Annotated in this window: 30 protein-coding genes; 14 read left to right on the forward strand and 16 right to left on the reverse strand. The window is 70.5% G+C overall.

Going from position 1 to position 25952, the window contains the following annotated elements; translation table 11 throughout:
- Positions 1–123 precede the first annotated feature (123 nt).
- Entirely contained in the window at positions 124–522 is a 399-nt protein-coding gene (locus tag OWR29_RS35770; RefSeq protein WP_267567915.1) for a VOC family protein, read from the forward strand.
- Between the two features lie 367 nt (positions 523–889).
- Here the strand turns inward: OWR29_RS35770 and OWR29_RS35775 are convergent, their stop codons facing one another.
- Positions 890–1231: a DoxX family protein gene (locus OWR29_RS35775; RefSeq protein ID WP_267567916.1), complete on the reverse strand. Its 342-nt coding sequence runs from the start codon at positions 1229–1231 to the stop codon at positions 890–892.
- A 25-nt stretch (positions 1232–1256) separates the two neighbouring features.
- On the reverse strand, positions 1257–2378 hold the full coding sequence (locus tag OWR29_RS35780) for a winged helix-turn-helix domain-containing protein (RefSeq protein WP_267567917.1): 1122 nt from the start codon (positions 2376–2378) through the stop codon (positions 1257–1259).
- Here OWR29_RS35780 and OWR29_RS35785 point away from each other — a divergent pair.
- From OWR29_RS35785 to OWR29_RS35800, 4 genes are all read left to right on the forward strand, one after another.
- The gene (locus OWR29_RS35785) at positions 2373–2585 is read left to right on the forward strand and encodes a hypothetical protein (protein WP_267567918.1); all 213 of its coding nucleotides are present in this window, start codon (positions 2373–2375) and stop codon (positions 2583–2585) included. The genes OWR29_RS35780 and OWR29_RS35785 overlap by 6 nt on opposite strands.
- A gap of 440 nt (positions 2586–3025) precedes the next feature.
- Positions 3026–3535: a hypothetical protein gene (locus tag OWR29_RS35790; protein WP_267567919.1), complete on the forward strand. Its 510-nt coding sequence runs from the start codon at positions 3026–3028 to the stop codon at positions 3533–3535.
- A gap of 203 nt (positions 3536–3738) precedes the next feature.
- Positions 3739–5328, forward strand: coding sequence for an ABC transporter ATP-binding protein/permease (locus OWR29_RS35795; RefSeq protein WP_267567920.1), 1590 nt, complete (start codon positions 3739–3741; stop codon positions 5326–5328).
- Complete coding sequence (locus OWR29_RS35800; protein ID WP_267567921.1) at positions 5321–6691, forward strand: aminotransferase class V-fold PLP-dependent enzyme; 1371 nt, start codon at positions 5321–5323, stop codon at positions 6689–6691. Before OWR29_RS35795 ends, OWR29_RS35800 begins: the two co-directional genes overlap by 8 nt.
- Before the next feature lie 629 nt (positions 6692–7320).
- Here the strand turns inward: OWR29_RS35800 and OWR29_RS35805 are convergent.
- The 9 genes from OWR29_RS35805 to OWR29_RS35845 all read right to left on the reverse strand — a co-directional run bounded on the left by OWR29_RS35805 (position 7321) and on the right by OWR29_RS35845 (position 13705).
- Complete coding sequence (locus OWR29_RS35805) at positions 7321–8574, reverse strand: RNA polymerase sigma factor (RefSeq protein WP_267567922.1); 1254 nt, start codon at positions 8572–8574, stop codon at positions 7321–7323.
- Positions 8574–8915 carry a YciI family protein gene (locus OWR29_RS35810; RefSeq protein ID WP_267568078.1) on the reverse strand — a complete coding sequence of 114 codons (342 nt, stop codon included), beginning with the start codon at positions 8913–8915 and terminating at the stop codon, positions 8574–8576. Before OWR29_RS35810 ends, OWR29_RS35805 begins: the two co-directional genes overlap by 1 nt.
- A 112-nt stretch (positions 8916–9027) precedes the next feature.
- On the reverse strand, positions 9028–9720 hold the full coding sequence (locus tag OWR29_RS35815) for a Clp protease N-terminal domain-containing protein (protein ID WP_267567923.1): 693 nt from the start codon (positions 9718–9720) through the stop codon (positions 9028–9030).
- Between the two features lie 50 nt (positions 9721–9770).
- Positions 9771–10121 carry a DUF6204 family protein gene (locus OWR29_RS35820; RefSeq protein ID WP_267567924.1) on the reverse strand — a complete coding sequence of 117 codons (351 nt, stop codon included), beginning with the start codon at positions 10119–10121 and terminating at the stop codon, positions 9771–9773.
- A gap of 68 nt (positions 10122–10189) precedes the next feature.
- Positions 10190–10720 (reverse strand): alpha/beta hydrolase, encoded by a 531-nt coding sequence (locus tag OWR29_RS35825; protein ID WP_267567925.1) that lies wholly within the window; start codon positions 10718–10720, stop codon positions 10190–10192.
- 9 nt (positions 10721–10729) lie between these two features.
- Positions 10730–11281, reverse strand: coding sequence for a hypothetical protein (locus OWR29_RS35830; RefSeq protein WP_267567926.1), 552 nt, complete (start codon positions 11279–11281; stop codon positions 10730–10732).
- A 13-nt stretch (positions 11282–11294) separates the two neighbouring features.
- On the reverse strand, positions 11295–12098 hold the full coding sequence (locus tag OWR29_RS35835; RefSeq protein WP_267567927.1) for a class I SAM-dependent methyltransferase: 804 nt from the start codon (positions 12096–12098) through the stop codon (positions 11295–11297).
- A gap of 112 nt (positions 12099–12210) precedes the next feature.
- Positions 12211–12852, reverse strand: coding sequence for an HAD family hydrolase (locus tag OWR29_RS35840; protein ID WP_267567928.1), 642 nt, complete (start codon positions 12850–12852; stop codon positions 12211–12213).
- A 685-nt stretch (positions 12853–13537) separates the two neighbouring features.
- A complete protein-coding gene (locus OWR29_RS35845; protein WP_267567929.1) occupies positions 13538–13705 on the reverse strand; it encodes a hypothetical protein in 168 nt (55 codons plus the stop codon).
- A 661-nt stretch (positions 13706–14366) separates the two neighbouring features.
- Between OWR29_RS35845 and OWR29_RS35850 the strand changes: the two genes are divergently transcribed.
- Complete coding sequence (locus OWR29_RS35850) at positions 14367–15149, forward strand: thioesterase family protein (protein WP_267567930.1); 783 nt, start codon at positions 14367–14369, stop codon at positions 15147–15149.
- 53 nt (positions 15150–15202) lie between these two features.
- The gene (locus OWR29_RS35855) at positions 15203–15919 is read left to right on the forward strand and encodes a hypothetical protein (protein ID WP_267567931.1); all 717 of its coding nucleotides are present in this window, start codon (positions 15203–15205) and stop codon (positions 15917–15919) included.
- Positions 15920–15947: 28 nt separating this feature from the next.
- Here the strand turns inward: OWR29_RS35855 and OWR29_RS35860 are convergent, their stop codons facing one another.
- Complete coding sequence (locus OWR29_RS35860) at positions 15948–16658, reverse strand: class I SAM-dependent DNA methyltransferase (RefSeq protein ID WP_267567932.1); 711 nt, start codon at positions 16656–16658, stop codon at positions 15948–15950.
- 64 nt (positions 16659–16722) lie between these two features.
- On the opposite strand from OWR29_RS35860, the gene OWR29_RS35865 reads away from it, so the two are divergent.
- A complete protein-coding gene (locus OWR29_RS35865) occupies positions 16723–17268 on the forward strand; it encodes a GNAT family N-acetyltransferase (RefSeq protein WP_267567933.1) in 546 nt (181 codons plus the stop codon).
- Here the strand turns inward: OWR29_RS35865 and OWR29_RS35870 are convergent.
- Entirely contained in the window at positions 17255–17989 is a 735-nt protein-coding gene (locus OWR29_RS35870; RefSeq protein WP_267567934.1) for a class I SAM-dependent methyltransferase, read from the reverse strand. The two genes, OWR29_RS35865 and OWR29_RS35870, sit on opposite strands and share 14 nt — an antisense overlap.
- Here OWR29_RS35870 and OWR29_RS35875 point away from each other — a divergent pair.
- Genes OWR29_RS35875 through OWR29_RS35900 form a run of 6 tightly spaced genes read left to right on the forward strand, consistent with a single transcriptional unit; the run spans position 17988 to position 23148 of the window.
- Positions 17988–18650 carry a nucleoside/nucleotide kinase family protein gene (locus tag OWR29_RS35875; protein ID WP_267567935.1) on the forward strand — a complete coding sequence of 221 codons (663 nt, stop codon included), beginning with the start codon at positions 17988–17990 and terminating at the stop codon, positions 18648–18650. The two genes, OWR29_RS35870 and OWR29_RS35875, sit on opposite strands and share 2 nt — an antisense overlap.
- Positions 18651–18703: 53 nt before the next feature.
- Positions 18704–19117, forward strand: coding sequence for a YciI family protein (locus OWR29_RS35880; protein ID WP_267567936.1), 414 nt, complete (start codon positions 18704–18706; stop codon positions 19115–19117).
- Entirely contained in the window at positions 19114–20283 is a 1170-nt protein-coding gene (locus OWR29_RS35885; protein ID WP_267567937.1) for an RNA polymerase sigma factor, read from the forward strand. Before OWR29_RS35880 ends, OWR29_RS35885 begins: the two co-directional genes overlap by 4 nt.
- Positions 20284–20324: 41 nt before the next feature.
- Positions 20325–21353 carry a MerR family transcriptional regulator gene (locus tag OWR29_RS35890; protein ID WP_267567938.1) on the forward strand — a complete coding sequence of 343 codons (1029 nt, stop codon included), beginning with the start codon at positions 20325–20327 and terminating at the stop codon, positions 21351–21353.
- 56 nt (positions 21354–21409) lie between these two features.
- Positions 21410–22222 (forward strand): dihydrodipicolinate synthase family protein, encoded by an 813-nt coding sequence (locus tag OWR29_RS35895; RefSeq protein WP_267567939.1) that lies wholly within the window; start codon positions 21410–21412, stop codon positions 22220–22222.
- Complete coding sequence (locus OWR29_RS35900) at positions 22219–23148, forward strand: phosphotransferase (RefSeq protein WP_267567940.1); 930 nt, start codon at positions 22219–22221, stop codon at positions 23146–23148. Before OWR29_RS35895 ends, OWR29_RS35900 begins: the two co-directional genes overlap by 4 nt.
- Positions 23149–23159: 11 nt before the next feature.
- Here OWR29_RS35900 and OWR29_RS35905 read toward each other — a convergent pair whose 3' ends face one another.
- Genes OWR29_RS35905 through OWR29_RS35915 form a run of 3 tightly spaced genes read right to left on the reverse strand, consistent with a single transcriptional unit; the run spans position 23160 to position 25932 of the window.
- Positions 23160–23693 (reverse strand): dihydrofolate reductase family protein, encoded by a 534-nt coding sequence (locus tag OWR29_RS35905; RefSeq protein ID WP_267567941.1) that lies wholly within the window; start codon positions 23691–23693, stop codon positions 23160–23162.
- 4 nt (positions 23694–23697) lie between these two features.
- A complete protein-coding gene (locus OWR29_RS35910) occupies positions 23698–24798 on the reverse strand; it encodes an LPXTG cell wall anchor domain-containing protein (protein WP_267567942.1) in 1101 nt (366 codons plus the stop codon).
- 42 nt (positions 24799–24840) lie between these two features.
- Complete coding sequence (locus tag OWR29_RS35915; protein ID WP_267567943.1) at positions 24841–25932, reverse strand: LPXTG cell wall anchor domain-containing protein; 1092 nt, start codon at positions 25930–25932, stop codon at positions 24841–24843.
- Positions 25933–25952: the final 20 nt, after the last annotated feature.

A 25952-nucleotide genomic window follows, 5' to 3' on the forward strand; every position in this document is an offset into this window, starting at 1 on the left:
ATGGTGTGAGCAGCGGTGGCGCGAGTGGGTTGACCACCCGCTGGTACCGGCGGCTGTTCGCGCGTCGCCCTGCTTGAGGGAACCGGGCGAGTAGCCGCCCGGTGTCCGGGGTAACGATGACTCGTGCCTTTGGACAGATTCCCGCTGAGAGCGTCGATCGCCGTCTCCGACATCGCGACGGCAGTCGAGTTCTACGAAGGGAAGCTGGGGTTGCGGGCGCTGCAGTCCGGCCCGAGCGCCACCATCCCCGACGGCGGCCGCGTCTACGGCTCGGCCGGCCGGCCGGCTCTGAACGTCTACCAGTCGGCGACGGCGGGCAGATCTCCGGCAACCCTCGTCACTTGGTACGTCGACGACCTGGATCAGCTGGTCGACGAGCTCACCGCAGCGGGCGTCGAGATCGTCCGTTACGACGGGCTCGAGCACGACGCGAGGGGCATCACCCCACGCGCCGGCGGCGGCCGCCTCGCGTGGTTGCGGGACCCGGACGGCAACATCCTGGCCCTGGAATCCGACGTCTGAGCCGAACTCGACCGCTGGTCCGCACGCCGACGATCGCATAAGACGGTCGTTCGACGAGAACGTCCGACGCGCTCGAGTGGCGCCTTCGGGCATCAAGGTGGCGCGTTCCTGCTCCTCGGTGCTGAGGCGCCAGGGTGTGCACGTTCGCTCCTGCTGTAAATGCACGGTTCTGCTCGCGGTTGCGCGATCGCTCAATCGGCCGGGCGCGAAGGTGCGCGAACTTCAACTGCTCGGGGTTGCGCGATCGCTCGATCGGCCGGGCGCGAAGGTGCGCGAACTTGAACTGCGCGGTTCTGTTCGGGGTTGCGCGATCGCTCAATCGGCCGGGCGCGAAGGTGCGCGAATCGGCATCGCGGGGGGTGTGCGATCAGTCAAGATGTGCCACGTTGACGATCAGGGCGGCCACCACGGTCGCGAAGAAGACGACGGGGCCGATCAGGTTGCGGGAGCCGACGCGCAGGTGAGCGATCAGGGCGCCGATGAAGTACAGGACCACGCCGGCGGCGGCCAGCACGCCGAGCAGGGGCACGGCGAAACCGGCCAGGAGGCCGATTGTGCCGGCGGCCAGCAGCAGGCCCAGCACCGGAACCCACGTGCGCGGGATGCGTTTGATGTCGGCCTGTTTCTTCGGGTACTCGTGGCCGATCAGGTAGGTGACGGCGGCGCTGCCGGTGAAGACCGCGGCGATGATCGTGATGGCGGCGTACATGCCGTCTGGACGAGACGGCGCTCGTTTATGTGACGGCCAGCTGGAACTGTTCGAAGCGGGTCAGCTCTTGCTCGATGGCGTCTTTGTGCTGAGCGCCGTCGTCCACCCACGTCCATTGCTGCACGAGCAGCCGGCCGGCGGCGCGGTCGGTCTTGAGGTCGATCACGGCGGCGATCCGGTCACCCACGAGCACCGGCAGCGCGAAGTAGCCGTACTGGCGCTTGGCCTTCGGCAGGTACGCCTCGAACACGTGCTTGTAGCCGAACAGCAGCTCGAGCCGGTCCCGCTGGATGATCAACGGGTCGAACGGCGACAACACATGCACGTTTTCCGTCGCTTGATGCGCGTTGTCGAGCGTTTCCGGCGTCGCCCAGTGCTCGACCCCGGCCACCGTCAGAGGCTTCAACTGCCGACGCCGTACGCGCTGGCTGACCAGCGCCAGGACGGCGGGCTTCAGCTTCGGCGCGTGGAAACACACCGACGCCAGGCTGACCACCCCCTGCGCGCGTAGCGCCCGGTCGAGCCGGTACGCGAGTGCCTGCCGCGCGGTGGCCGGCCGCGGCGGTGTGGCCCAGCCGAAGTGCCGCTCCATCAGCTCGTACGTCTTGAGCATGCCGGCCCGTTCGCTGACGGTGAGCAACCCCCACTCGAAGGCGATCTCCAGGGCCAGCTTGGACGGTTTCCGGCTGGCCCACAGCCAGTCCTTGTCGACCAGCACGTCGTCGGTGATGTCGCGGATCGTCAGCGGCCCCGACTCGCGCACCCGGGCCACCACCCGCCGCACGTCCTGCGGCGTGGCACTGCGGTGCCAGCTGCGCCACGGCCCGGTCCGCAACTCCTTCATGCGTGGCAGGAAAAACCGCATATCCTCCGACGGCGCGTACGACAGGGCATGGGTCCACACCTCGAAGACGCTCTTGTCCACGCTCTGCGCCTGCCGCAGGTCGGCCCGGCGATACCCCGGGATCCGGCTGAACAGGATGTGGTGGTGCGCGCGTTCGATCACGTGAATGGTGTCGATCTGCACGTACCCCAGATGCCGCACGGCCGCCGCCACCGCCTGCGGTCCCGCCCCGAACGGCTCCGACGTGTCGAGCCGCTGCGCGCGCAGCCAGATCCGTCTCGCGTCCTCGATCGATAGATGCACGCCACGAACATAGGCGCTCAGATCTGCCGCGAAGCGCGCGACGCGACGGGCGGTTGCTGGAACGCCACGAACATGAGCGCTCAGAACTGCCCGGTGGGCGATCAATGGATGCACGCCACGCATGTGCGCGGCCAGGCTGTGCCGGGAAACGGCCCGCGCGACTGGCGGTTGATGCACGCCACGAACATGAGCGCTCAGTTCTGCTGAGGAGCCCGCGGCGTAACTGGCGGCGGTGCACGCCTCGGACGTGAGCGGCCAAGTTCTGCCGGGAAACGCGCGGCGCGACTGGCGGTTGATGCGCGCCGCGAATAGGAGCGGTCAAAGTCCGCTGGGGAGCGGGCGACGGATCCGGCGGTTGGTGCACGCCTCAGACGTGAGCGGCCACGTTACGCCGGGAAACGCGCGGTGCGACTGGCGGTTTATGCACGCCGCGAACATGAGCGCTCAGTTCTGCCACAGAGCGCGCGGCGCGGCTGGCGGTTGGTGCGCGTCGCGAACATGAGCGCTCAGTTTCTGTCGCTCGGCGCGTGAGGGAATCCGGCGATTGCTGCACGCCGGGGACATGAGCGGTCAATTGCTGCGGGAAACTGCGCGGCGTAGGCGTCCACTGGGCGGCGCTAGGGCGGGGATCTCTAAGATGGCGCGCTGTGGACCAGCCTGTCGTCTCGCCTCGCCGCCGTCGTGCTCTGATCGCCCTGATGGCCGTGGTGGGTGTGGTGGCCGTCGTCTTCAGCGCCTACCTGCTGGGCTTGTTTGACGACGAGGGGCGCTTCCGTACGGAACCTGAGGCCTGCGCCAGTGTCACGCCCAGCCTGCCCCGGCTGGGCGCCGCCTATGTGGCCAAGCCGGACGGCGAGAGCAGCTGCGGCCTGTACCTCCCGGAGGCCGGCCAACCCGAGATCACCATCTCGTACGCCGTAGTGACCCCCAGCCGCGGCGATGCGCCCACTGCCGCGAGCACCAAGCTGCGTGAGTTCGCGCCGCTCGGGTTCACCGAACTGCCCAACCTGGCCGACGAGGCGTACATCCGCGACACCAGCCTCTACTTCCGAGTGAGCAACCTGCTGGTCGGCATCACCCTGCAGCCGGGCGCGACCGCCACCCAGGCCGCCGTGCACACCTTCGCCCGTGAGTTGGCCGCGCATTTGCAGGCCTGACTGCGTTCTGTAACCGGGCGCGACCGCCACTCAGGCCGCCGTGCACACCTTCGCCCGTGAGTTGGCCGCGCATTTGCAGGCCTGACTGCGGTCTGCAGCCGGGCGCGACCGCCACTCAGGCCGCCGTGCACACCTTCGCCCGGGATATGGCCGCGCATTTGCAGGCCTGACTGCGGTAGCACTCCCCCAGTAGCGTGGGGCGCATGCCTATTGTGGACTCGGCCAGTGGACTTTCGCTGCAGGCGGCCGGCCTGGGTCAGGTGGTCCGCGGCGGCCGGCGCACGCTGGACGGCGTCTCGCTCAGCGTGCGGGCCGGCGAGCTGGTGGCGATCATCGGGGCCAGCGGAGCGGGAAAGACCACGCTGCTCGACGCGTTGTCCGGCGTACGGCCGGCGGCCGAGGGCCAGGTGCGGTTCGGCGGGGGCGGCGGTCCCGTCGGCTATGTGCCGCAGGACGACATCATCCACCAGCAGTTGCCGCTGCAGCGGACGCTTCAGTACGCGGCCCGGCTGCGCCTGCCCGCCGCCGAGGCGGATCGCCGGGTCGCCGAAGTGCTGGACGTGCTGGGTTTGGCCGGGCGGGCCGACACTCGGGTCGGTGATCTCAGCGGCGGCGAGCGCAAGCGGGCCAGCGTGGCCGTGGAGCTGCTGGCCCGGCCAGGGGCGTTGTTCCTGGACGAGCCGACGTCGGGGCTGGATCCGGCGGCGGCCACCGAACTGCTCGCTGTGCTGCGCCGGCTGGCCTCCGACGGGGTGCCCGTCGTGCTGACCACGCACAACCCGGCCGACGTGGACCGCTGCGACACCGTGGTCGTGCTGGCACCGGGTGGGCGGCTGGTGTTCGCGGGGCGGCCGGCCGACGCGCCCGGCCACTTCGGCGCGGACGACGTGGCAGGCATCTACGGGCGGCTGGCCGACGCGCCCGCGTGGGTGGACCCGCCCGAGGCTGTTCCTGTCACGCGTACACGGGAAACAGCGACGCACGCACCCGGCGTACTCCATCAGATCTTGCTTTTGACTTCGAGGAATCTCGCTCTGTTGCGGGCCAACCCGCTGACGCTGGCGATTCTCGTCGGGTCGCCGCTGGTCATCCTGGCCATGTTCCTGATGCTGTTCAAGGCCGGCTCGTTCGACCCGGCCCGGCCCGAACCCGCCACCACCGTGATGATCCTGTTCTGGATCGCGTTCGGCGTGTTCTTCTTCGGGCTCAGCTACGGGCTGCTGCAGATCTGCACGGAGATGGCGATCCTGCGCCGGGAAGTGTTCGCCGGCCTGCGCCGCGGGCCGTACCTGACCGCGAAGTTTCTGCTGCTCATGCCGATGCTGGCCGTGGTCGACCTGCTGCTGCTCGGCGTGCTGCGCTGGCTCGACCGGCTCCCCGCGTTCGACGCCGGCCTCTACCTGACCACCCTGCTGGCGTCGGCGTGCGCGCTCACCCTGGGACTTCTGTGCTCGGCCGCCGTGTCGGACGTGGCCCAGGTCGGCCTGCTGCTGCCCATGCTGTGTTTTCCGCAGGTGCTGTTCGTCGGGGCGATCCTGCCGGTGCCGGTGATGGCGCCGGTCGGCCGGTGGATCAGCTACGCGATGTCGAACCGGTGGTCGTTCGAAGCGCTCGGGCACTCCGCCGGCGTCGAACAGCTGTGGGGATCCGGCGCGTCCCCACTCGGGCCACCGCTGCTCGCCACCTACGGCGACACGTTCAGCCGGGCGCTGTGGGTCGACTGGACCATCCTGGCCGGCATGACGCTGGTGTTCGCCGCCACGACCTGGGGAGTGCTGCGCCGCCGTGTCTGACCAGTTCGAGCAGCTCCGCGCGGGCGAGTACGCCCACCTGGACGCCGGCGGTGAGGTGTACCTCGACTACACCGGGGCCGGGGTCTACTCCCAGTCGCAGCTGCGGCACCACCACGAACGGCTGACTGCCCGCGCGTACGGGAATCCGCACTCGGAGAATCCGGCCTCAGCCGCCTCCACCGACCTGGTCGAGCAGGCCCGCCGCGACGTGCTGCGGTTCCTCAACGCCGACCCGGCCGAGTACGCGGCGATCTTCACCGCCAACGCGTCAGGCGCCTGCCGGCTCGTGGGTGAGGCGTACCCGTTCGGACGCGGCCGCGACCTGGTCATGACTTTCGACAACCACAACTCGGTGAACGGGATCCGCGAGTTCGCCCGCCGCGCCGGGGCCCGCCGCCGCTATGTGCCGCTGACCCCGCCGTCATTGCGGATCGCCGACGACGACGTACGCAAGGCACTCCGGCGGCGGCGCGGGCTGTTCGCCTTTCCGGCGCAGAGCAACTTCACCGGGGTGCAGCATCCCCTCGACTGGGTCGGGCTGGCCCACGACGCCGGCTACGACGTGCTGCTCGACGTGGCCGCGTACCTGCCGACCAACCCGCTCGACCTGAGCGTCGTGAAGCCCGACTTCGTGCCGATCAGCTGGTACAAGGTAATGGGCTTCCCCACCGGCGTCGGCTGCCTGGTCGCCCGGCGCGACGCCCTGGCCCGGCTGCGGCGCCCCTGGTTCGCCGGCGGCACGATCGCCGCGGTCAGCGTCGGCGCGGAATGGCACCAACTGGCGCCCGACGAGACCGCCTTCGAGGACGGCACCCTCAACTTCCTCGACATCCCCGACGTCTCATACGGCCTGCAATGGCTCACCGGCATCGGGCGCGAAGCGGTCCGTACGCAGGTGGCGTCCCTGACCGGCGAGGTGCTGACCGGTCTGTCGTCGCTGACCCACGCCAACGGGCGGCCATTAATTCGCCTGTACGGACCACCCGACACAGCCGGCCGCGGCGGAACCGTGGCGTTCAACCTGCTCGACCCGTCCGGCGTGGTGGTCGACGAACGCCTGGTCGCCGCCGAAGCCCTGACCGCGGGCCTGTCCCTGCGCACCGGCTGCTTCTGCAACCCGGGCGCCGGCGAGGGCGCGTTCGACATCCGCCAGCGAGTGCTACGGGGAATGCGCGGCTGGGGCGTGCGCACAGTGGACGACTACCTGAAGGTGATGGGAGTCCCCACCGGCGGCGCGATCCGCGTGTCCTTCGGGGTGGCCTCCACCAGCAGCGACGTGACCCGGCTGCTCGAGTTCGTCGCCAAGACCTACCTCGACCGCACAGCATCGTCGGACGGGCTCGCCCCACGCCTGCGCTGCTGAGTCGAGGCTGAGATCTCCTCCAGGACACCTCGTTGGAACGTTCTCGCCTGCGGCCCTGACGGAGACGGCTTTCCGGACCGTGCGGCAATCGACTGCTCGATCACGTCGGTCGGCTTGTAGCCGGTCGAGATGAGGTGGCGGCCGTCCTCGATCTTGGACAGCCAGATCCCGTCGCGACAGCGGACCAGCGCTCGGCAGGCCCGTTGTGTCGAAGTCGAGCGATCAACTCCCGCTTGAGGGCATCGCTCAACGGATCACGGCACAACAGGGCGATGTCAACGTCGCTCCGGTCCGCTTGGAAGGCGTCCAGGGCCAGCGAGCCGGCTGCGTACGCCCCGACGAAGTTCGTGGCGAGCACCGACCGCGCAGTCCCGGCAACCGCGGCGAGATACCTCTCGACCTCTTCAGACATCACCACATTCTCCCTGAGCCCGCGGCCTCATAAGTTACCTACCAGTAGCACATAAGAGTCATTATGGTGCGTCTGGTATACACCTGTTTTTGGATTAATGGATTGCCGGTATTGGTAATCCGATAAACATCCCAGTGGGCGGCGACGCACGGTTCCCACGAAGGATCGGCAGGCCTCCTCGCGAAACCGTGAGAGAAGGCTTCCTGGAGAACCTGGTTCAGGGCTGGCGCTGCGCGCTGGTCCGGTTGAGGCGTTGCCGCAGGTGCTGGCGTTCCGGGTCGGTGCCGGCCAGGTCCAAGGCTTTCGCGTACGCCGTGGCGGCCTCCGGCAGTCGGCCGAGGCGCTCGAGTACATCGCCCCGGGCGACGTGGAACGGCGCATAGTCCTGTAAGCGCTCCTCGCCGCTCAGGGCGTCCAGCACCACTAGGCCGGCCGCCGGGCCGTCTCGCATCGCGACGGCGGCGGCTCGGTTGAGGGCGACCACGGGTGACGGCGTCAGGGACAGCAGCACGTCGTACAGCGCCACCACCTGCGGCCAGTCGGTGGTCGAGACCGACGCCGCCTCGTCGTGCAGCGCTGCGATGGCTGCCTGTACCGCGTACGGGCCCGCAGGACCGCCGGTCAGTGCCAGCCGGACCAGCGTCAGCCCCTCGGTGATCATCGGCGCGTCCCAGCGAGCCCGGTCCTGGTCCTCCAGCAGCACCAGGGAACCGTCGGGGGCCGTACGCGCGTCGCGGCGGGCGTGTATGAGGAGCATCAGCGCGAGGAGCCCGGTCACCTCGCGCTCCGACGGCAGCAGCGCGCGCAGGATCCGTACGAGCCGAATTGCCTCCGCCGCCAGGTCGGTTCGCTGCAGGCTCGGGCCGGAGCTGGCCACATACCCCTCGGTGAAGATCGAGTACAGCACCTGCAGCACGCCGGGCAGACGCTCCGGCAGTTCGTCGCCGCCGGGCACGCGGAACGGGATCCGCGCCTCACGGATCTTCTTCTTCGCCCGGACGATCCGCTTCGCCATCGTCGCCGGCGGCACCAGATACGCCCGCGCCACCTCCGGCGTGGTCAACCCGGCCAGGCAGCGCAACGTCAGCGCGCCACGAGCGTCCTCCGGCAACGCCGGGTGCGCACATGTGAAGAACAACTGCAGCCGGTCGTCCGGGAACTCGGGCCCCTCCGGCATCTCGGTGACCGTGTCCACCTGCATCAAGGCCAACTTCGCCGCGTACGTCTGATCCCGGCGCAGCCGGTCCACGGCCTTACGCCGCGCGGTCGCCAGGAGCCACGCCCCGGGCCTGGCCGGCACACCCTGCACCGGCCAGTGCACCAGAGCCGCTTCGAGCGCCGCCGAGGTGGCTTCCTCGGCCAGATCCAGATCCCCGAAACCGCGTACGAGGGTCGCCAGCAGCCGCCCGTGCTCCTCCCGGAAGACAGCCTCGACGGCCCCGCCGGCCGAAGCCGCGGACGGCGAAGCCATCAGGCGCCGAAGTCGGCGACCGGGCGCACCACGACCGAACCGCCACCCAGCGCGCCCGGGCAACGAGCCGCCCACTCCAGCGCCGCGTCAAGGTCGGGCACGTCGATGACGTAGAAACCGCCCAGCACCTCCCGCGTCTCGGCGAAGGGGCCGTCCACCACCGTGCGAGTTCCGTCCGCCGCCACCCGCACCGTCGTCGCCGTCACCAGGTCGGCCAGCGACTCACCCGAGACGTAGATGCCCGCATCCTGCACGGCCTTGTCGTAGTTCACCCAGTCCTGCACGTCGCAGCCTTCGGCCGCACCATCCTCGGTCACCGATCCGGCGTTGATGAGCAGCATGTACTTCACGGTCGTCCTCCTTCGTCGCCGAGCGGCCACTCCGGCCGCTCACCATCACGACGTTCGGGATCCGCAGCTGTGGACAACACCCCACCAGAAATCTTTCCGGACGTCACTCTTCGGGGCCGGCGCCCCGCACGTACGCGTCGACGGCCGGCTTCGTGACGCCGAGGCGCACCAACAGGCCGGTCTCGGGGTGCTCTTCCTCCAGCAGGGCCAGCAGGATGTGCCCGGTGCTGACGGAGTTCTGCTGCAGACGCAACGCCTCACGGAACGTCAGGTCCAGGGCTTTGCGGGAGCGCGCGTCGAACGGGATCAGCACCGGTTCGGGCGTGTCCGCACCGGCCGCCGGAGGCAGCGACGCGACCGCGGCCGCACGTAGAGCGTCATCCGACACCCCGGCTTCAGCTAGGGCCCGCGCGCCGATCGCGTCGGAGACGTTCACCAAACCGATGAGCAGATGCTCGGGCCGGATCTCGTGATGCCCCAGCTCCTTGGCGGCGGCCATCGACCCGACGACCACCTTGCGCGCCGTGGAGGTGTAGCGGCCGAAACCCTGGGACGGGTCGTCCGGCACGAAGCGCTTCTGGGCTGCCTGCTTCGACACGCCCATGCTGCGGCCGATGTCCGTCCAGGACGCGCCCGAGCGGCGCGCCTGGTCGACGAAGTGGCCGATCAGATGGTCGGCCACTTCGCCCAGATGGTCGGCGAGAACCACCGCGTCGGTCAGGCGGTCCAGCGGGTCGTCGGGGCGGTTCTTCGTGATGGCGGTGATCAGGTCGTCGAGTCGCACGGATTGCGTCATGCCGTCAACCCTAGGTTGACGGCACGACTATCGTCAACCGTGAGTTGACGCTACGCGTGGCGTTCAGCCTCCCGGCGGCCGCGCTTGCCCAGCGGCACCTCGGCCATGTCCACCGTCTGCGTCGTCACGTTCTTGATCGGATAGCCGTGCTCGGCCATCCACGCCTCGGCCTTCGCCTGCGAGCGCACAGCCACACCGGGCACATCCTCGGCGGACTCGACCTCCTCGGCGAAGCGGAAGGTGAAGAACGGCCGCGGCAGGTCGTACGCCAGATAACCCTCAGCCGTGTACTGGGTGTTCATGAAGTCATGCGCGGCCGACTCCGCCCGCAACTCCCCCAGCTGCGCCTCGCTCAAACCGTCGAAACTGCCACGCACGGTCACCCGCACCGTCCGGCCCATGACCCCACACCCTCCGCGCAAAAAGGCCAGTATCAGCCGATCCCCCGGCGCGGCGAAACCGGATTACGTCACGGCCACCCGATGTCGTCCAGGAACTCCTCCACCGCCACGACGATGCGCGCCAGCACCGCGATCGTGTCGGTCAACGGCCCCGGCACATACATCCCGTGGTTGGCTGCCGGCACCTCCACCACGTACGGCGACAACCGCCGCGCCGCGGCCCGATCCCACACCGGGTCGGCCGAGCCACCCACCAGCAGAAACGGCGCCGTCGCCCGCTCCAACGCGGCCGTCAACCAGGGCGCCGTCAACACCGGCGTCAACCACACCGCCGGCAAACTACGGTCCGCGGCCAGCCCGGCCGAGAAACACCCCAGCGACTTCCCGATCAGCAACGGCTGCCCCGGCAAACCGTCGAGCACCGGCGCAACCTGGCCCTGCACCCAGGCCTCACGCCCCGGCCCGGGCGCCGGCGGGTCCTCAGTCCACATGTGCCGATGCACCATGGCACCACGCTGCCCAGCCACGTCACCGGCATACATCGGCAGCGGCGCACCGGGCCCGAACTTAGCTCCAGGGATCACCACCGCATCGGCCATGCCGTGACGCTAGCCGGGCTGGAACCGGAACGCGATGCCCCGCGGATCATCAACCGCCACCAAACCCGCCGTAGCGGTGAAACCGGCCAGCCGCTCCAGCGCTTCAGCCGCCGACGACACCTCACTGAGCTGCACCGTCACACCCTGGAAAGCCAGCCACGTGTCCACACCGATCTCATCCGGACCGAGCTTGTCGATGTCACCGGCCACCGAAGCCACCACCCGGATCCGCTCACCCTGCTGCTCGGCCACCCGCGCCGCCACTCGGTCGTACCGGTGATGACCCCGGAAGAAAACACTCGCCTCAGCCGGCTCCGCGAACGAATCACACGAAATCTCGACCCCGGCCATCGCCCGCCAATCAGCCACCACCCACGGCAACCAATCCAGATCGAGCCCGGCCCGCTCACCCTCCACCGGCGCCAACGGAACCGAACACGTCCACGTCAACGCCGGCGGCAACCCGATCACCGCATTGTCGAACAACAACCCGCCCCAGCTGCCACCCTCGGCGGCGATCAGCGCGCGAGCCTCCAGCCCGCCCTTGTCGTCGTCAGCCACGAGCCGGAGTTTGTCACAACCCCCCGACACTTTCTCGCGCTGCCACCGTCAACAGGTGACTGCTCGCACCCAGCAGACTTGGCTCCTCCTCGACCTCACGCAGCACATCCAGCAACAACGCCGGATCATCGAGAAAGTCGGCCAGCGCCGCCGGACTCATCCACAACGGACTCTCCACCGACACCAGGCGCCGCAACACCAGGCCGGCGTCGGCCACCTCACCCGGCAACTCCTCCGGCCGATGGAAATAGGCACTCGTGAACCAGCGCGGCACATCATCCGGATTGCCGTGCCGGCCGTGCGCCAGATCCTGCTCGACCAACGGCCGGAACGCCGGATCCCGGAAGAAACCCTTCACGAACCCGTCGAACAGAGACGCGAACCGGCTGATCGTCGCCGCCACCACCAAACCACCCGGCCGTACGACTCGAGCCGCCTCCCGCCAAGCCGCCACCCGATCCGGCCGCTCCTGCAAGTGATAGAGCGGACCCAACAGCAGTACGGCGTCGACGCTCGCATCCTCGGCCGGCAGCTCACGAGCGTCGCCCACCACGGCCTCGACGCCGGGCAGGCCGGCCGCCGCTGACACGTGTTCGGGCACCGGGTCGACGACGGTCACCCGATATCCCGCCTCGGCCAGCGGTCCGGCGTACACACCGGTCGCGCCACCCACATCGAGCACGTCCGCCGGCGCCGCCGGCAGCGTGCGGGTCAACACATCCCACGTACGCAGGAACTCGAGCCGCCCAGCCCCGGCCCGCAGCCGATCCCGTTCGCCCCCGCGCAGGTAATAGTCCAGAACTTCGGGTCGCAGCATGCCCTCGATCGTCCGACCAACGACGGCCCGAGCCAAATGGTTTTGGTCGGAGTGCGGGCGGCCCGAAGGGTCGCTCGTCCTTTGTGTTGTTGATCTCTGCGCGTAAGCCATCCTAGGATGGAAGGGCAGCCACCGTACGGACGGGATGCAGGCCCTCGGGCAGAGCTCGGCCGGTCCGGTTGACGAACACCGACGGAATGCCGAGTGCCGCCGCGCCCACCAGATCGGAGGCCGGCGAGTCCCCGATGTGGATAACTTCGGCCGCAGGGAGCCCCAACAGGCGCAAAGCCATCTTGAAAGGCTCAGGGCGAGGCTTGTACGCCCGCGCGTCCTCACTAGTGACGACATGCTCGACCCTGATGTCGTGCAGGTGCAGCACGGCGTCGAGGTGCGCCGTGTCCGCATCCGAGACCAGGCAGACCGGCACCCGCACCGACTCCAGAAACGGCAAAGCATCCGGAAACAGCGCCGGCGCCGGGTCCACAGCCTCCCGGCAGAGGCCAACTGCATCAACCTGTACGCCGAAGTGGCCCGCCGTGGCGGCCAGGCTGGCCGCGTTAAGGTCGGCCAAATTCAGAAAGTTCTCTCCGTACGCCCCATCAGCCATGGCCCACAGCCGGCGGTCCCACTCCGCAGCGACGTCGGCCGCAGGCACACCCGCCAGCCCCGCGACCTCAGCAGCGATCCGAGCCTCACCCGCACCGTCGTCCCGAACGAGCGTGCCGAACACATCCAATAGAATCGCCTCAGCCACGCCCCACCGTAGCGGCAGCGGGTCGCGGAGCACTCAAGCGCGCGTTCGGGCTCGTACGGCCACGACGCTGGGCCCTCCCCGCAGCCTCATGTTGACTGAATCAATATTGACGTCAACATGTACGCCATCCAGTCGAGCAACACGTCAACACGTGCCTTCGCGGCGTCGACAAGAGGGACGTGCACGCCTGGCCGCGCAGCGTCACCCCCGAGGACGCCCGCAACTCGCCTCGACGTCCTGGCCGCCCACGACATGGGCTGAGCGCGCGCGCAGGCCGAACTGCGCGGGCAGGCCCGAATCCAGCCGCCGTCCGCGCCGCTGTCCACGCCCCTGGCCCGCAGAGGCATCAGATCGCCCAGATGGCTGCCGACAAGCTGGCGGGAGTGGCTGCCTCCGAGGACGCATGACTCGCTTCGGCGTCCTGGCCGCCACCCCCAAGCTGGAGACGATGGGCAGCACCGACTCGGCACCCAGGAGCGTTCACGGATTGCGCTGGACGATGGCCAGTACCGACTCCGACACATGGCGACGTCGCGGACTGCAGTGGGCGATGGCCAGAACCGGCTCGGACACGTGGCGACGTCGCGGACTGCAGTGGGCGATGGCCAGAACCGGCTCGGACACGTGGCGACGTCGCGGACTGCAGTGGGCGATGAGCAGCACCGACTCGGACACGCAGGGACAGTCACGGGCGGGCCGGCGACGGACTAGCGGCCGTGATCGCCTCCGAGTACGCCACGACTCGCCTCGACGCCCTTGCCGCCGTGCCCGAGCGGCGATCGACGGGCAGCACCGACCCGCACACGTAGGAACGGTCGCGGGCTGCGGCGATCGGCAGCGCCATCTCGAGCACGTGGGGACTGTCACGGGCGGGCCAGCGGCGGGCTGGCGGGCGTGGTCGCCTGTGAGGACACCAGGATCCGCCTTGGCGTCCTGGCCGCAACGTCCGAGCTGCGGGCCACGGGCAGCACCGACCCGCGCATGTGGGAACGGTCGCGGGCTGCGGGCGACGGGCAGCGCCATCTCGGGCGCGCGGCGACGTCGCGGACTGCGGTGGGCGATCGGCAGCGCCATCTCGGGCGCGCGGGGACGGTCACGGGCGGGCCGGCGGCCGTGGTCGCCTCCGAGGACACCAGGACCCGCCTCAACGTTCTGGCCGCCACGCCCGAGCTGCGGGCGATGAGCAGCGCCGACTCGGTCGGATGGGGACGTTGGCAGGCTGCGGCAGGCGATTGGCAGCTCCCGACTCGGTCACGAGGGAACGCTCGCGGATTGCGGCGGGCGACCGGCGGCACCGACTCGCGCACATGGCGACGGTCGCTGCGGCGGGTGTTGGGCGGCACCGGCTCGCGCACGTCAGAGCGTCCGTCGGCGGGTGTTGGGCGGCACCGGCTCGCGCACGTCAGAGCGTTCGTCGGCGGCTGTCGGTAGCGCCGGGTTGGCCAAGTGGGGGCGGCTGGGCTGTGGGGGGTGGGTGGATCTTGGTGGTCGTTGGGCGATCGTAGAGTGGCGGGATGAAGAGCTTTCGTGAGGCCAGCGCTGTTGATGAGGAGTTGCGGGGTGAGTTGGACCCGCAGTGGACTATCGGGGACAAGCTGCACGGGGGTTACCTCATGGCGGTCATCGGGCGGGCGGTGGCGGCTCGGGCTCCGCTCCCCCACCTCGTGGCTATGACCACTACGTTTCTGCGGCCGCCGGTTCCGGGGGCGGTTCAGGTGGAAGTGGAGACGCTTCGGGCTGGGCGTACGGCGGGGCAGTATCGGGCTCGGCTGATGCAGGACGGGGAGTCTTGCGCGGAGGCGCTGGTCACGCAGGGGACACTGGAGAATGCTGCGCCCTGGTGGAGTCGGGCCAAGGCGCCTCAGTTGCCGGCTGAGGAGGACTGCTTTCGGTTGCCGTCGGAAGCGCCGGGGTCGCCGTTTCCGGTGGCGTTGCTCGACGTGGTGGAACATCGGCTTGACCCGGCCGGTCTGGGGTTCGCCATGGGGCAGCCGTCGCCGGAGGGGCGGGTCGCGGGGTGGCTGCGGCTGGCCGACGGGGACGACTGGGATCCGCTGAGTCTGCTGCTCGCCACGGATCCGGCGCCGCCGGTGTCGCTCACGCTGGGGGTGACGGGCTGGGCGCCGACGCTGAGCCTGACCGCGTACGTGCGTCGGCTGCCCGCGCCGGGGCCGGTGCGCGTGGTCATGCACTCCAGCGAGATCACGTCGGGGCGGATGGACGAGATCGTCGAGGTGTGGGACTCCGGCGACAACCTGGTGGCCCAGGCGACCCAGCTGGCGGCGGTCCGGGTGTGAGGTCGGACCGTGATCTGACAGCCTGAGCGTTCGGCCGGGCGTAACTTCCATCCATGGCAGCGCCAGCGAAAACCGGCGGCGAGGACACGACCCGGCACTCGAACGACGATCGGCCGGGCTACATGGGCCGGGCGGAACGCCTGCTCGGCGCCACGGCTATTTTGGGTGCGGCGATCTACGCCCTGCTCAACGTCCTGTACGTCGAGTTCTACGACGATTTCGGCGTCCGGCCGGAAGAGGTCGGCTGGGACAGGCTGACCATGCTGAGCCGTACTGCCTGGGTCGCCCTCTCCGTGCTCATCGCCACCGCGGTCTTCCTGCTCGGCAAGGCTGTTCTGGGGCGCTTCCTCGAAGGTCGGGTCGGCAAGTGGCGGGTGTTCGAGGGACAACCGATCTTCGCCTGGTTCGCGCCCGCGCTTCTCGCCGTGCTCGGCGGCTACTGGTACCTCACTTTCATCATGGAGGCCGAAGCGGACCGCGTCGCCCGCGGCGAAACGGTCAACGGCATGGGTCTGTTCGTTCCGTTCATCGACGTCCGGGCGCATCGGGCCGAGGTGACCTGGCTCGGCGAGACGGCGATCCCGCCCGGGCTCCAGTCGCCGCACCTCAGCTATCTCGGACGCAGCCGCGACGCCACCGTGCTCGTCGCGTGCGGCACGACGACCATCGTCGTCCCGTCCGACCAGGTGATCATCAACATCAAGAACCAGGGGCATTCCTTCGTCGACCGGCGGACGCAGCGTGCGGAGTTCGCCCGGCTGTGCCGATGACGGCCCCGGCCCGGCAGCGGCGCGGGTCTTAGACGCTCGTGCGGGCTCCGACGATCAGCTCGGGTGTGTTCACCGACGGAGGCCGGCGGTCCCAATCTCCGTACAGGAAAAGGAGCTGGAAGCCGGCCGCCTGCAGTGACCGGCTCAGGGTTTCGGCGTCGCGGAACGCGAGGACGTCGCGCGTCGATGTGCGTTCGCCGGTGCGTGGGTCGAGCGTGAACGTGTCGTAGGTGACCAGCGGCAGCTGCACGTCGACGGTTTCGTGCCAGAACTCGAAGGGGCCGGTTGTGCGCAGGGTGTCGGCTCGGGTCCAGCGGTCCCAGGCTCGGGCGGCGGGGTCGCGGGATTCGAAGGCGAGCGTGCCGCCGGGGACGAGCGCGCGGTGCACGTCGTGCAGGGCGCGCTCCCAGGCGGCGTCGTCGAGGAACACCTGGGCGACGTGGCCGGACATCACGGCCAGGCCGGCGGATGCGGTGCCGGCGACGTCGCTGTAACCGAGCCGCCAGTCCACACGGTCGGCGCCCGGGCCGCGGCTGGCCACCCGCAACATCTCGGGATCGGGATCGATGCCAACGACAGAAATGCCGCGAGCGGCCAGGGCCCGGGCGAGAACGCCGGTGCCGCAGCCCAGATCGAGGGCGCTGGTGACGCCCAGTTCGGCGGCGAGTTCGAGGTAGAAGCGGTGGTCGCGGTGGTCGGGGTTGAGTTCGTCGTACGCGGCGGCGAAGTCCAGGGCCATCCGGTCAGTCAGCCCGTCCCGACCCGGACACGCAACGCGATTACGCCGGATAGGCTGCGATCCTGTGATCACTGTTGCCGAGCCGGGCGACCGCCAGGGCGTCGTCGAAGCGCTCGTGGCCGCGTTCGTCAAAGACCCCGTGCTGCGGCACCTGTTTCCCGATGACGAGACATACGCGCGGTATGCGGAGGCGTTCTTCGGCGCGTGCTTCGACAAGCGGGTCGACCGGCGGTCCATCTGGACGATCCAGGGCGGCGCGGCCACCGCCATCTGGGAGCCGCCGGGCGTCGTGCACAGCGGCGACCCGCTCGCCGCGGTGCTGCCGGGTGACGTGCTCGAGCGGGTCCAGGCGTACGACCATGCTGTTCACAACGCCCTGCCGCAGGAGCCCTTCTGGTATCTCGGTGTGCTCGGCACCCACCCCGACCACACGGGACGCCGCTGGGCGCAGGCGGTGATGCACGCGGGGCTCGACCGGGCGGCCGCGGACGGGCTGCCGGCCGTGCTCGAGACCAGCAACCCGGCCAACGTCGGGTTCTACCAGCGCGCGGGCTGGCAAGTGATCGGCGAGGTCGAAGCCCCGCTCCCCATCTGGATCATGCAGCGCTGAGCACGTACGCGCGCGGCTTCAGCCAGCCGAGCATGCGGTAGACGTGCCACAGGCTGTCGCCCAGAGCTATTTCGTACGTCGCCCGGCCGAAGCGCTCCACATAGCGCTCCGGTTCGCGGAGCAGGCGGGCCGCGTGCAGCAGATGCCGGCTCGGGGCGCGCTCCTCGGCGTGCTCGCCCCACTCGCTGCCCAGGTCGATGCGCTGGTCGACGCGCAGCCCGGCCGCGGCGATCGATTCCTCGGTCAGCGCCGGATCGGCGTTGGCGGGCACCACACCCATCGTCGCGAACAGCCAGTCGGGGTCGGGCGGCGCGCCGAACATCTGGTAGACGACGGCCCGGCCGCCCGGGCGCAGGACGCGGCGGAACTCGGCGTACGCGCGCGGCAGCGGCGTCACGTGGACGAGCACGTCCCGGCACCAGATCAGATCGACCGACCCGGTGGCGATCGGCAGCTCGGTCGCCCGGGCCGCCACGTGCACGCCGGGCGCGTCGACCGGGTCGAGCCCGAGCACGTCGAAGCCGAAGCGGGCGGCCAGCCGGGCCGTGTGCCGCCCTTCGCCGCAGCCCACGTCGAGCATCCGCGCTCCCGGTGGCAGTCCGAGCTCGGCCACCAGGTCGTACAGCAGCTCGGGGCCGCGCGGCGACAGGCTCTCGTCGAGGGCTTCCTGCACCTCCGACTCGACCGACGGGTAGTGGCGGTAGAAGATGTCGAGGTCCATGCCGGGTCACGTTGCCAGGAGGCCGCCGATCTCCGCCACGACAAATCGCGTCGCCGGGCTCGTCCCGCCGGGGGCGGCCCGCGTGGCCGTCGACGGGGTGGACGGCGTCGGCAAGACGACGTTCGCGGCCGAACTGGCCCAAGCGCTGCGGGAGCGCGGGCGCGACGTGGTACAGGTGTCGGCCGACGACTTCCACCAGCCGCGGGCGGTTCGCCACCGCCGGGGCCGGGATTCGCCCGAGGGGTTCTGGCTCGACAGCTACGACTATCCGGCCCTGCTGCGCGACGTGTTGCGGCCGTTGGGTCCGGGCGGTGATCGCCGCTTCCGGCGCGCCGCGCACGACCTTCGTACGGACGCAATTCTGGATCTTGACTGGGAGATCGCGCCGCCGGAGGCCGTGCTGATCGTGGACGGGCTCTTCCTGCACCGCGACGAGCTGCGCGGATGCTGGGAGCTCACGATCTTCCTGGACGCGCCGTTCGAGCTGACCGTGGCCCGCATGGCCGAGCGCGACGGCTCGCACCCGGACCCCGAGCACCCGAGCCTGGCCCGCTACGTCGGCGGGCAGCGGTTGTACTTCGCGGCCTGCCACCCGCAAGATCGGGCGGACGTGCTGATCGACCACTCGGATCCAACTGCTCCGAAAATTGTTCGGCCTTGAGGTAGAAATCCGGGCGACGGCTCCGTTCCAAAGGCAACAGATGGGAGACAGCAATGCCGAAGTACCTGCTGATCGTGGACTACCGGCCGGGCGCGGAGCCGACGCCGATGGACGAGTGGAAGCCGGACGACGTCAAGGCGCACATGGACTACTACGGGGCGCTGCGCCAGGAGCTGCTGGACAGCGGCGAACTGGTCGACCAGCACGCGCTGACCGGGCCCGAGTTCGCCAAGGAGGTGACCAGCGACGGCGGCCCGCCCGTGGTCACCGACGGCGTCTTCCCGGAGTCGAAAGAGATGCTGGCCGGCTTCCAGGTCGTCGAGGTGGCCGACGAGCAGCGCGCCTTCGAGATCGCCGCGCGCGTCTCGGCCGTGCCCGGGCCGGGTGGGGTGCCTCTGCAACAACCCATCGGCGTACGCCGGGTGATGGAGGCCGCCGACTTCGAAGCGCTCACCTCCGAGCGGTGATCGACACCCTGCGCGAGCTGACGCCCCAGGTTGTCGGCGTGCTCACCCACCGGTACGGGGACTTCGAGGCGGCCGAGGACGCGGTCCAGGAGGCACTGCTGATCGCGGCCAGCCGCTGGCCGGTGGACGGGACGCCGGAGCATCCGCGCGGCTGGCTGATCCAGACCGCGCAGCGCAAACTGCTCGACCAGGTGCGCGGCGACCAGGCCCGGCGCCGCCGTGAGGTGCTGGCCGCCGCGCACGAGCCGGGCGGGGCGGCCGTCGACCGCGACGACACGCTCGACGTGCTGTTCCTGTGCTGCCATCCGGCGCTCAGCGACACGTCGGCGGTCGCGCTCACGTTGCGGGCGGTCGGCGGGCTGAGCACCGGGGAGATCGCGCGGGCGTTCCTCGTACCGGAGAAGACCATGGGCCAGCGGATCAGCCGGGCCAAGCAGCAGATCCGAGCTTCGGGTACGCCGTTCGGGGGCGAGCCGCGGCTGGGCGCGGCGCTGCGGGTGCTCTACCTGATCTTCAACGAGGGGTACACGACCGTGCACCGGGTCGATCTGGCGGCGGAGGCGATCCGGCTGACCCGCATGGTGCACGAGCGGCGGCCGGACGACGCCGAGGTGGCCGGCCTGCTGGCGTTGATGCTGCTCACCGACGCCCGCCGGCCCGCCCGTACGGCGTCCGGGGGCGACCTGGTTCCGCTGGCCGAGCAGGACCGGTCGCTCTGGGACCCGTACGCGATCAAGGAAGGCACGGCCATCCTGGACGCGGCGTTCCGGCGGGGCCAGGTCGGCGAGTACCAGCTGCTGGCGGCGATCGCGGCGCTGCACGACCGGGCCGCCTCGGTCGCCGAGACCGACTGGCCGCAGATCGCCGCCCTGTACGGGGTCCTCGAACGCGTCACCGGAAGTCCGATCGTGACCCTCAACCGGGCCATAGCGGTGGCCATGGTCGACGGTCCGGAGGCGGGTTTAGCGCTTGTCGCCGCCCTTTCCCTGGAGGGTCACCGGGTCGCCGCAACCCGCGGCCACCTGCTCGAGCTAGCCGGTGACCATGCCGGGGCGGTGGCGCAGTACCGGCTCGCCGCCTCGGCCACGGCCAGCGAACCCGAGAAGCGATACCTGCTGGTCCGCGCGGCCACCTTGACCTTGACCCTTGGGGAAGGCCGAGGGTGAGTCGTGCCGGTCGCGGTGACCGGCACGAGGAGGATGTCGCTGTGGGTCTGCTGACGATCGGGGCGTTCGCGCGGGCGGTGGGGCTGACGCCGAAGGCGCTGCGGCTCTACGACGAGCTGGGCGTGCTGACGCCGGCCGCCGTCGATGCGGAGTCGGGCTACCGGTTCTACGAGCCGTCGCAGGTGGCGCACGCCCGGCTGGTCTCCCGGCTGCGGGAGATCGGGATGCCGCTGGCCGAGATCCGCGACGTGTGCGCGCTGCCGCCTGCGGAGGCGGCAGCGGCCGTCGAAGGGTTCTGGCAGCGGGTCAGCGCGGACACGGCGGCCCGGGCCCAGCTGACGTCCGACCTCGTCACGCATCTGTCGGGGAAGGACCACAAGATGAGCGAGTTCCGTTTCGCGGCGGGCATCGACCCGGGCACCACGCGCGAGGAGAACGAGGACCAGGCGTACGCGGACGAGAACCTGATCGCCGTGGCCGACGGCGTCCGCGGGCCGTTCGGGGCGGCGGCCGCGGCGGCGGCGATCGAGGCGCTGAAGGCGGGGCCGGGCGCGGATCCGCTGACTGCGCTGGCCACGTCGGTGGCCGAGGCCGACCGGGCGATCCGGGCGCTGAGCCCGGACGAGGAGCCGGTGACGACGCTGACCGCACTGTTGCGGCGCGGCTCGAAGCTGGCCCTCGTACACATCGGCGACACGCGGGCCTACCTGCTGCGCAATGGCGAGTTGTCGCTGCTGACCCAGGACCACACGTGGGTGCAGGGGCAGGTCGATCAGGGCAAACTGGCCGCGTCCGAGGTGGCCGGGCATCCGCAGCGGGCGCTGCTGGTGCGGGCCCTGGGCTGGGGCGACGGCGTCGAGGCCGACCTTGCGCTGCGTACGGTGGCGCCGGGCGACCGCTACCTGCTGTGTTCGGACGGGCTGCACACTGTGGTGCCTCGCGAGACGCTGCAGTCGGTGCTCACGTCGGCCTCCGCTCCAGACGAGGCCGTGGAGCAGCTGATCGCCGCCGCTCGCGAGGCCGGCGCGCCGGACAACATCGCGTGCGCCGCATACTTCAGCGCTGCTTAAGTGTCGCCGAGAAGAATTAAATAGACCTTACGCGTACGCGTTGACAGCGTGGCGGCATGACTTTGAGTGGCCTCTACGTCCCGTTGATCACCCCGTTCGCCGCCGACGGTTCCGTCGACCTGCCCGCTCTGGAACGCCTGGCGGCCGACGTGCTCGCCGCCGGGGCGACCGGGGTGGTCGCGCTCGGCACCACCGGCGAGCCGTCGTCGCTGACCCCGGCCGAGCGCGCGTCCATCCTCGACCTGCTCACCGGCGTGTGCCGCGGCCACCAGCTGATCGTCGGCGCTCCGGCTCCGCCGACGGCCACGGCCGCGCTCACACTGGTCCCGCCGTTCGTGCGACCGGGCGAGGACGGCGTGATCGCCCACCTGACCGCCGCGGCCGCCGCCAGCCCCGTGCCGCTGGTGATCTACCACGTGCCGTACCGCACCGCCCAGCCGTTGTCGGCCCGGGCCATTCGCCGCCTGGCGGCCATCCCGAACGTGGCCGGCATGAAGCTGGCCGTCGGCGGCATCGACGCCGATACCATCGAGCTGATGGCCGACCCACCCTTCGCCGTCCTCGGCGGCGACGACGTCTTCATCTCGCCGCTGCTGGCGCTCGGCGCCGCCGGCGGCATCCTGGCCTCGGCCCACATCGCCACCGCCGAGTACGCCTCGCTGGTCACCTCGTGGCAGCCCGCCCTCGGCCACCGCCTGGCCCGGTTGTCGGCCGCGCTGTTCGCCGAACCCAACCCGACCGTCACGAAGGCCGTCCTGCACGCGCAGGGCCGCATCGCCACTCCTGACGTCCGCCTGCCCCTGCTTCCCGCATCGCCGGAGTCCGTCCGAGCCGCTCTGCAGCTCATCACCCCGGCACCAGTGGCGTGACGTTCACTCCCCGGACGGCCTGGGCCGACACGCCGGAACCGGTGCGGACGGCGGTCGCCGAGGCACTCGGCACGACGATCGTCGCTCACTCGGATCTGCACGGCGGCATGTCGCCCGGGCCCGCGGTGGCCCTGCGGCTGGCCGACGGCCGGAAGGTGTTCGTCAAGGCCGTGTCGGCCGAGGTCCGGGCGCACAACCACCGCATGATCACGCAGGAGGCGGCGATTCTGGACGTTCTGCCGGCATCGGTGCGGGCGCCGCGTCGCCTGGCCACCGTGGAGCACGGGCCTTGGGTTGCCCTGGCCACCACGTGGGCCGCCGGCGCAACGACCAAGACGTGGACCGGTACGTCGATCGCCGCGGTCGCCGAGGCTTGCCGGCGCACGAGCGGGCATCGGGCGCCGGCCTCCCTGCCGCCCGTCGCCGAGCGCATCTTCCACTTCGACGGCTGGGCGCGGCTGCTCGAGATCGGCGCCGGCGACGACTGGGAGGCGGCTCACGCCGGGCCGGCCGCCGAGGTGGTGGCCGGGTGGGAACGCTGGACCGCCGGCGACGCCCTGGTCCACCGGGACCTCCGCCTCGACAACACGACGGTCGGCGCCGAGCGGGATTCGGCGGTGCTGCTCGACTGGGCGTACGCGGCGGCCGGCGCCCCGTGGATCGACCTCGCCCAGATGGCGGCGGACGTGGTCGCCACCGGACACGTCGACGGCGAGCCGGCGGCGACGGAAAGCGCGTACGAGCTGTTGCGGACGCTGCCGCCCGAGGCGTCGCGCTTCGTCGTGGGCCTGGCCGGCATGTGGTCCATCCGCGCCGCCACGGTCCCGGACACCTTTCATCCGGGCCTGTCCGCGTGGCGGCGCGCCCGGTCGGTCGCGTTGCGCCCGCTGGTGACCCGCCTGATCGCGGACCTGCGCGCTGGATGACGCCGCGGCGGTCAGCGGCGGACGCGGTACCAGATCGTCGGGGTCGGGCCGGCGGTTGAGGAGATCTCTTCGAGGGCCGCGGCGTGGTGGCGGAACAGCGGGGTGCCGTCGCCCAGCAGCACAGGGGCGATGAAGACCAAGATCTCGTCCAGCAGGCCGGCGGCCAGGCACTGGCCGGCCACGTCAGCGCCAAGGACGTTGACGTACCGGTCGCCCGCGGCGGCCAGGGCAGCCGTCACCGCCGAAGGCAGGTCCGCCAGGAAGGTGGTGTCGGAGACCTGGTGAGCGGGCGGGTTGTGGGTCAGCACGAACTGCGGGCCCGACCACAGACCGCCGAAGGCCCCCTCCTGCTCGGTGCCCGCGTTGGGATCGTCGCCGAAGAAGGTGCGGGCGCCGGTGAGCAGAGCGCCGACCTGCGGCCACAGGTTATCGGCGACCTCGTGCGGGCCTGTGTCAGGCAGATCGGCCATCCAGCTCATGTCGCCGCCCGGCCCGGCGATGAAGCCGTCCAGCGACATCGTCGCCGAGTACAGAAGCTTGGCCATGAGGTCAGGCTCGGCGGCGGCGGGCCACGAGCACGGCGGCCGCGCCGGCCAGCAGCAGACCCAGACCGGTGACAGCAACCGGAAGCGTGGCGGAACCGGTGATCGGCAGGCCGCCGCCACCGCCCTCGCCGGGGGCCGGGGCCGCGGTGCCGCCCGGGGAGGACGGCGATACGGACGGCGTAGGCGACGGAGTCGTGGGCGGGGCCAGAGCCGTCAGGTCGGCCACGTAGCTGGTCTTGTCGTTGTCCGGATTGATGGTGTTCACGAACCACTCGCTGCCGGCGAAGTTGGCCGGCGAGTCGTAGACGTACACCTCGACCGGGACCTTCGTGCCGCGCCACTTGGAGTTGGCCGGGATGGGCACGGTGCGCTTGATCTCGGACTCCTGGCCGGGCGCGAGCGCCTGGCGGACCGTGCACTGGTTCTTGCCGGCGGTGAAGCGGCAGGTGGCGCCCGGGCCCACCCCGGTGCCGTGCCAGTTCGTGACCGAGTACGTCTCGTGGTACGTGTACTTGGTGGTCGTCTGCGGGCCGTAGTTGTGCAATACCACGGTGTACGTGACAGCGTCCTCGGCCACGACCAGGTCTTTCACCGCCACGCCCATGTCCGCCGAGCCGGCCACGGTGCTGGTCCACGTACGGGTGTTGTCGTTCGGGAACGTGTCCTGGCCGTCCTCGACGTCGAGGTTCAGGCGGAACGGCAGCCTCGTGCCGAGAGGCGTGTCCTCGCCGACCCGCAGCTCGACCGGGAAGATGTACCAGCCGAACTGGTCGACCGGGCCGTCCTCTGACGGGCGGCACGTCAGCAGGCCGTCGGCGAGGTCGCACGGCCCGGAGGTCGTGCCCTCGCCGGGCGCGTAGGTGACGCCGTCCGGGATCGTGAGCGTGATGCTGACCCGCGACCGGTCGACCGGCTGCGGATCGGCGCCCGTGCCCCCGGCGCCGCCGCGCAGGTTGATCTTCCACAGGTAGCCCTGCGGGAACTCGGCCGGGGCGATGATCTCACCCAGGCCGGAGTGGACGGGCTCGGCGTGGGCGGGCGTGGCGGCGACACCGGCCAGGACGAGCGAGAGGCCGAGCACGCTGGCAAAACGGCGGAGGATCACCGCGGGAGAGTAACAAGCGTTTCCCGCGTACGCTGCACCTGCTCAGATCTTGCGACGGCGAGCGGCCAGCAAGGCCCCCGCCCCGGCCACCAGCAGGCCCAATCCGGTGAGTGCCACAGCCACGGTCGGCGCACCCGTGATCGGCAACCCGCCGCCCTCACCCGGCGCAGGCGCGGCAGTGCCGCCGCCGGTCGGTGTGGGCGCGGCTGTGCCGCCGGTCGGTGTGGGCGACGCGCTCGGTGCGGGCGTGGCCGGGCCGCCGGTGAAGTCGATCTCGAAGGCGACCTCGTCGTTGTCCGCTTCGCCGCCACCGCGGGGCTGGTCGAACACGCGCGCCTGAACCTTCACCACGTGACCCCAGACCGGGCTGTCGGCCGGCACCGCGGCTTTGCGAGTAACCCGGAACTCCCGCCCGGGAGCCAGCTTCACGTCCACGGCGCACTCGATCAGCGGCGACACCTCGGAGATGCAGCCGGCGCTGGGCGGCTCGAAGTCACCCGTGCCGAACGCCCGTGGCTCGGACAGCTCGTTGAACTGGATGACGCCGGTTGGGAACCGCCCGTTGTTCCTGATCACGTAGGTGTAGGTGACGACGTTGGCCGGGCCGGTCGGACCGGAGATCTTCTCGACCTTGAGGCCCAGGTCGAGGCCGTCGACCACCTTCGTCGTGGCCGTTGACGTGTTGTCGGCCGGGGTCTGCTCCTCGCCGTCCGAGGTGATGGTGGCGCTGATCGGCAGGCTGGTCCCGGTCGGCGCGTCGAACTGCAGCCGCAGCTGATATCCGTACTGCCGCCGCTCGATGGCCCCCGGATCGGTCACGTCGCAGGTGACTATGGCGCCGTCGGCCTCGCAGGCTCCCGCCGACGGCTGCCCCGCCGACAAGAAGGTGACGCCCTCGGGCAGGGTGACCGCGATGCGCACCGAGGCAGGGTCGACAGAGGAGTTGGCAAACGCGGTGACGCCGACGAACGCGACCTGACCCTCGACGACCTCGGCCGGGGCGTCGACCGAGATGTTCAGTTCAACGGGCGCCGCGAGAGCCGCCGCAGCGAGAGCGGGCGCTGAGAGGGCGGGGGCGGCCAAAGCACCCAGCGAGAGCGCAGCGGCCAGGGTGGTGAGTCGCCTGAGGACCATGACGCCGGAGGCTAGCAGCG

The sequence above is a fragment of the Paractinoplanes pyxinae genome, assembly GCF_026626335.1.
GTDB lineage: Bacteria > Actinomycetota > Actinomycetes > Mycobacteriales > Micromonosporaceae > Actinoplanes > Actinoplanes pyxinae.

Bases quoted from the DNA above. Each gene is read 5' to 3' on its own strand.
- OWR29_RS35775 (WP_267567916.1), bottom strand. From the start codon at position 1,231: ATGTACGCCGCCATCACGATCATCGCCGCGGTCTTCACCGGCAGCGCC.
- OWR29_RS35785 (WP_267567918.1), top strand. From the start codon at position 2,373: ATGCACGCCACGAACATAGGCGCTCAGATCTGCCGCGAAGCGCGCGAC.
- OWR29_RS35795 (WP_267567920.1), top strand. From the start codon at position 3,739: ATGCCTATTGTGGACTCGGCCAGTGGACTTTCGCTGCAGGCGGCCGGC.
- OWR29_RS35805 (WP_267567922.1), bottom strand. From the start codon at position 8,574: ATGGCTTCGCCGTCCGCGGCTTCGGCCGGCGGGGCCGTCGAGGCTGTC.
- OWR29_RS35810 (WP_267568078.1), bottom strand. From the start codon at position 8,915: ATGCTGCTCATCAACGCCGGATCGGTGACCGAGGATGGTGCGGCCGAA.
- OWR29_RS35815 (WP_267567923.1), bottom strand. From the start codon at position 9,720: ATGACGCAATCCGTGCGACTCGACGACCTGATCACCGCCATCACGAAG.
- OWR29_RS35820 (WP_267567924.1), bottom strand. From the start codon at position 10,121: ATGGGCCGGACGGTGCGGGTGACCGTGCGTGGCAGTTTCGACGGTTTG.
- OWR29_RS35825 (WP_267567925.1), bottom strand. From the start codon at position 10,720: ATGGCCGATGCGGTGGTGATCCCTGGAGCTAAGTTCGGGCCCGGTGCG.
- OWR29_RS35835 (WP_267567927.1), bottom strand. From the start codon at position 12,098: ATGCTGCGACCCGAAGTTCTGGACTATTACCTGCGCGGGGGCGAACGG.
- OWR29_RS35850 (WP_267567930.1), top strand. From the start codon at position 14,367: ATGAAGAGCTTTCGTGAGGCCAGCGCTGTTGATGAGGAGTTGCGGGGT.
- OWR29_RS35855 (WP_267567931.1), top strand. From the start codon at position 15,203: ATGGCAGCGCCAGCGAAAACCGGCGGCGAGGACACGACCCGGCACTCG.
- OWR29_RS35860 (WP_267567932.1), bottom strand. From the start codon at position 16,658: ATGGCCCTGGACTTCGCCGCCGCGTACGACGAACTCAACCCCGACCAC.
- OWR29_RS35875 (WP_267567935.1), top strand. From the start codon at position 17,988: ATGCCGGGTCACGTTGCCAGGAGGCCGCCGATCTCCGCCACGACAAAT.
- OWR29_RS35870 (WP_267567934.1), bottom strand. From the start codon at position 17,989: ATGGACCTCGACATCTTCTACCGCCACTACCCGTCGGTCGAGTCGGAG.
- OWR29_RS35880 (WP_267567936.1), top strand. From the start codon at position 18,704: ATGCCGAAGTACCTGCTGATCGTGGACTACCGGCCGGGCGCGGAGCCG.
- OWR29_RS35895 (WP_267567939.1), top strand. From the start codon at position 21,410: ATGACTTTGAGTGGCCTCTACGTCCCGTTGATCACCCCGTTCGCCGCC.
- OWR29_RS35905 (WP_267567941.1), bottom strand. From the start codon at position 23,693: ATGGCCAAGCTTCTGTACTCGGCGACGATGTCGCTGGACGGCTTCATC.
- OWR29_RS35915 (WP_267567943.1), bottom strand. From the start codon at position 25,932: ATGGTCCTCAGGCGACTCACCACCCTGGCCGCTGCGCTCTCGCTGGGT.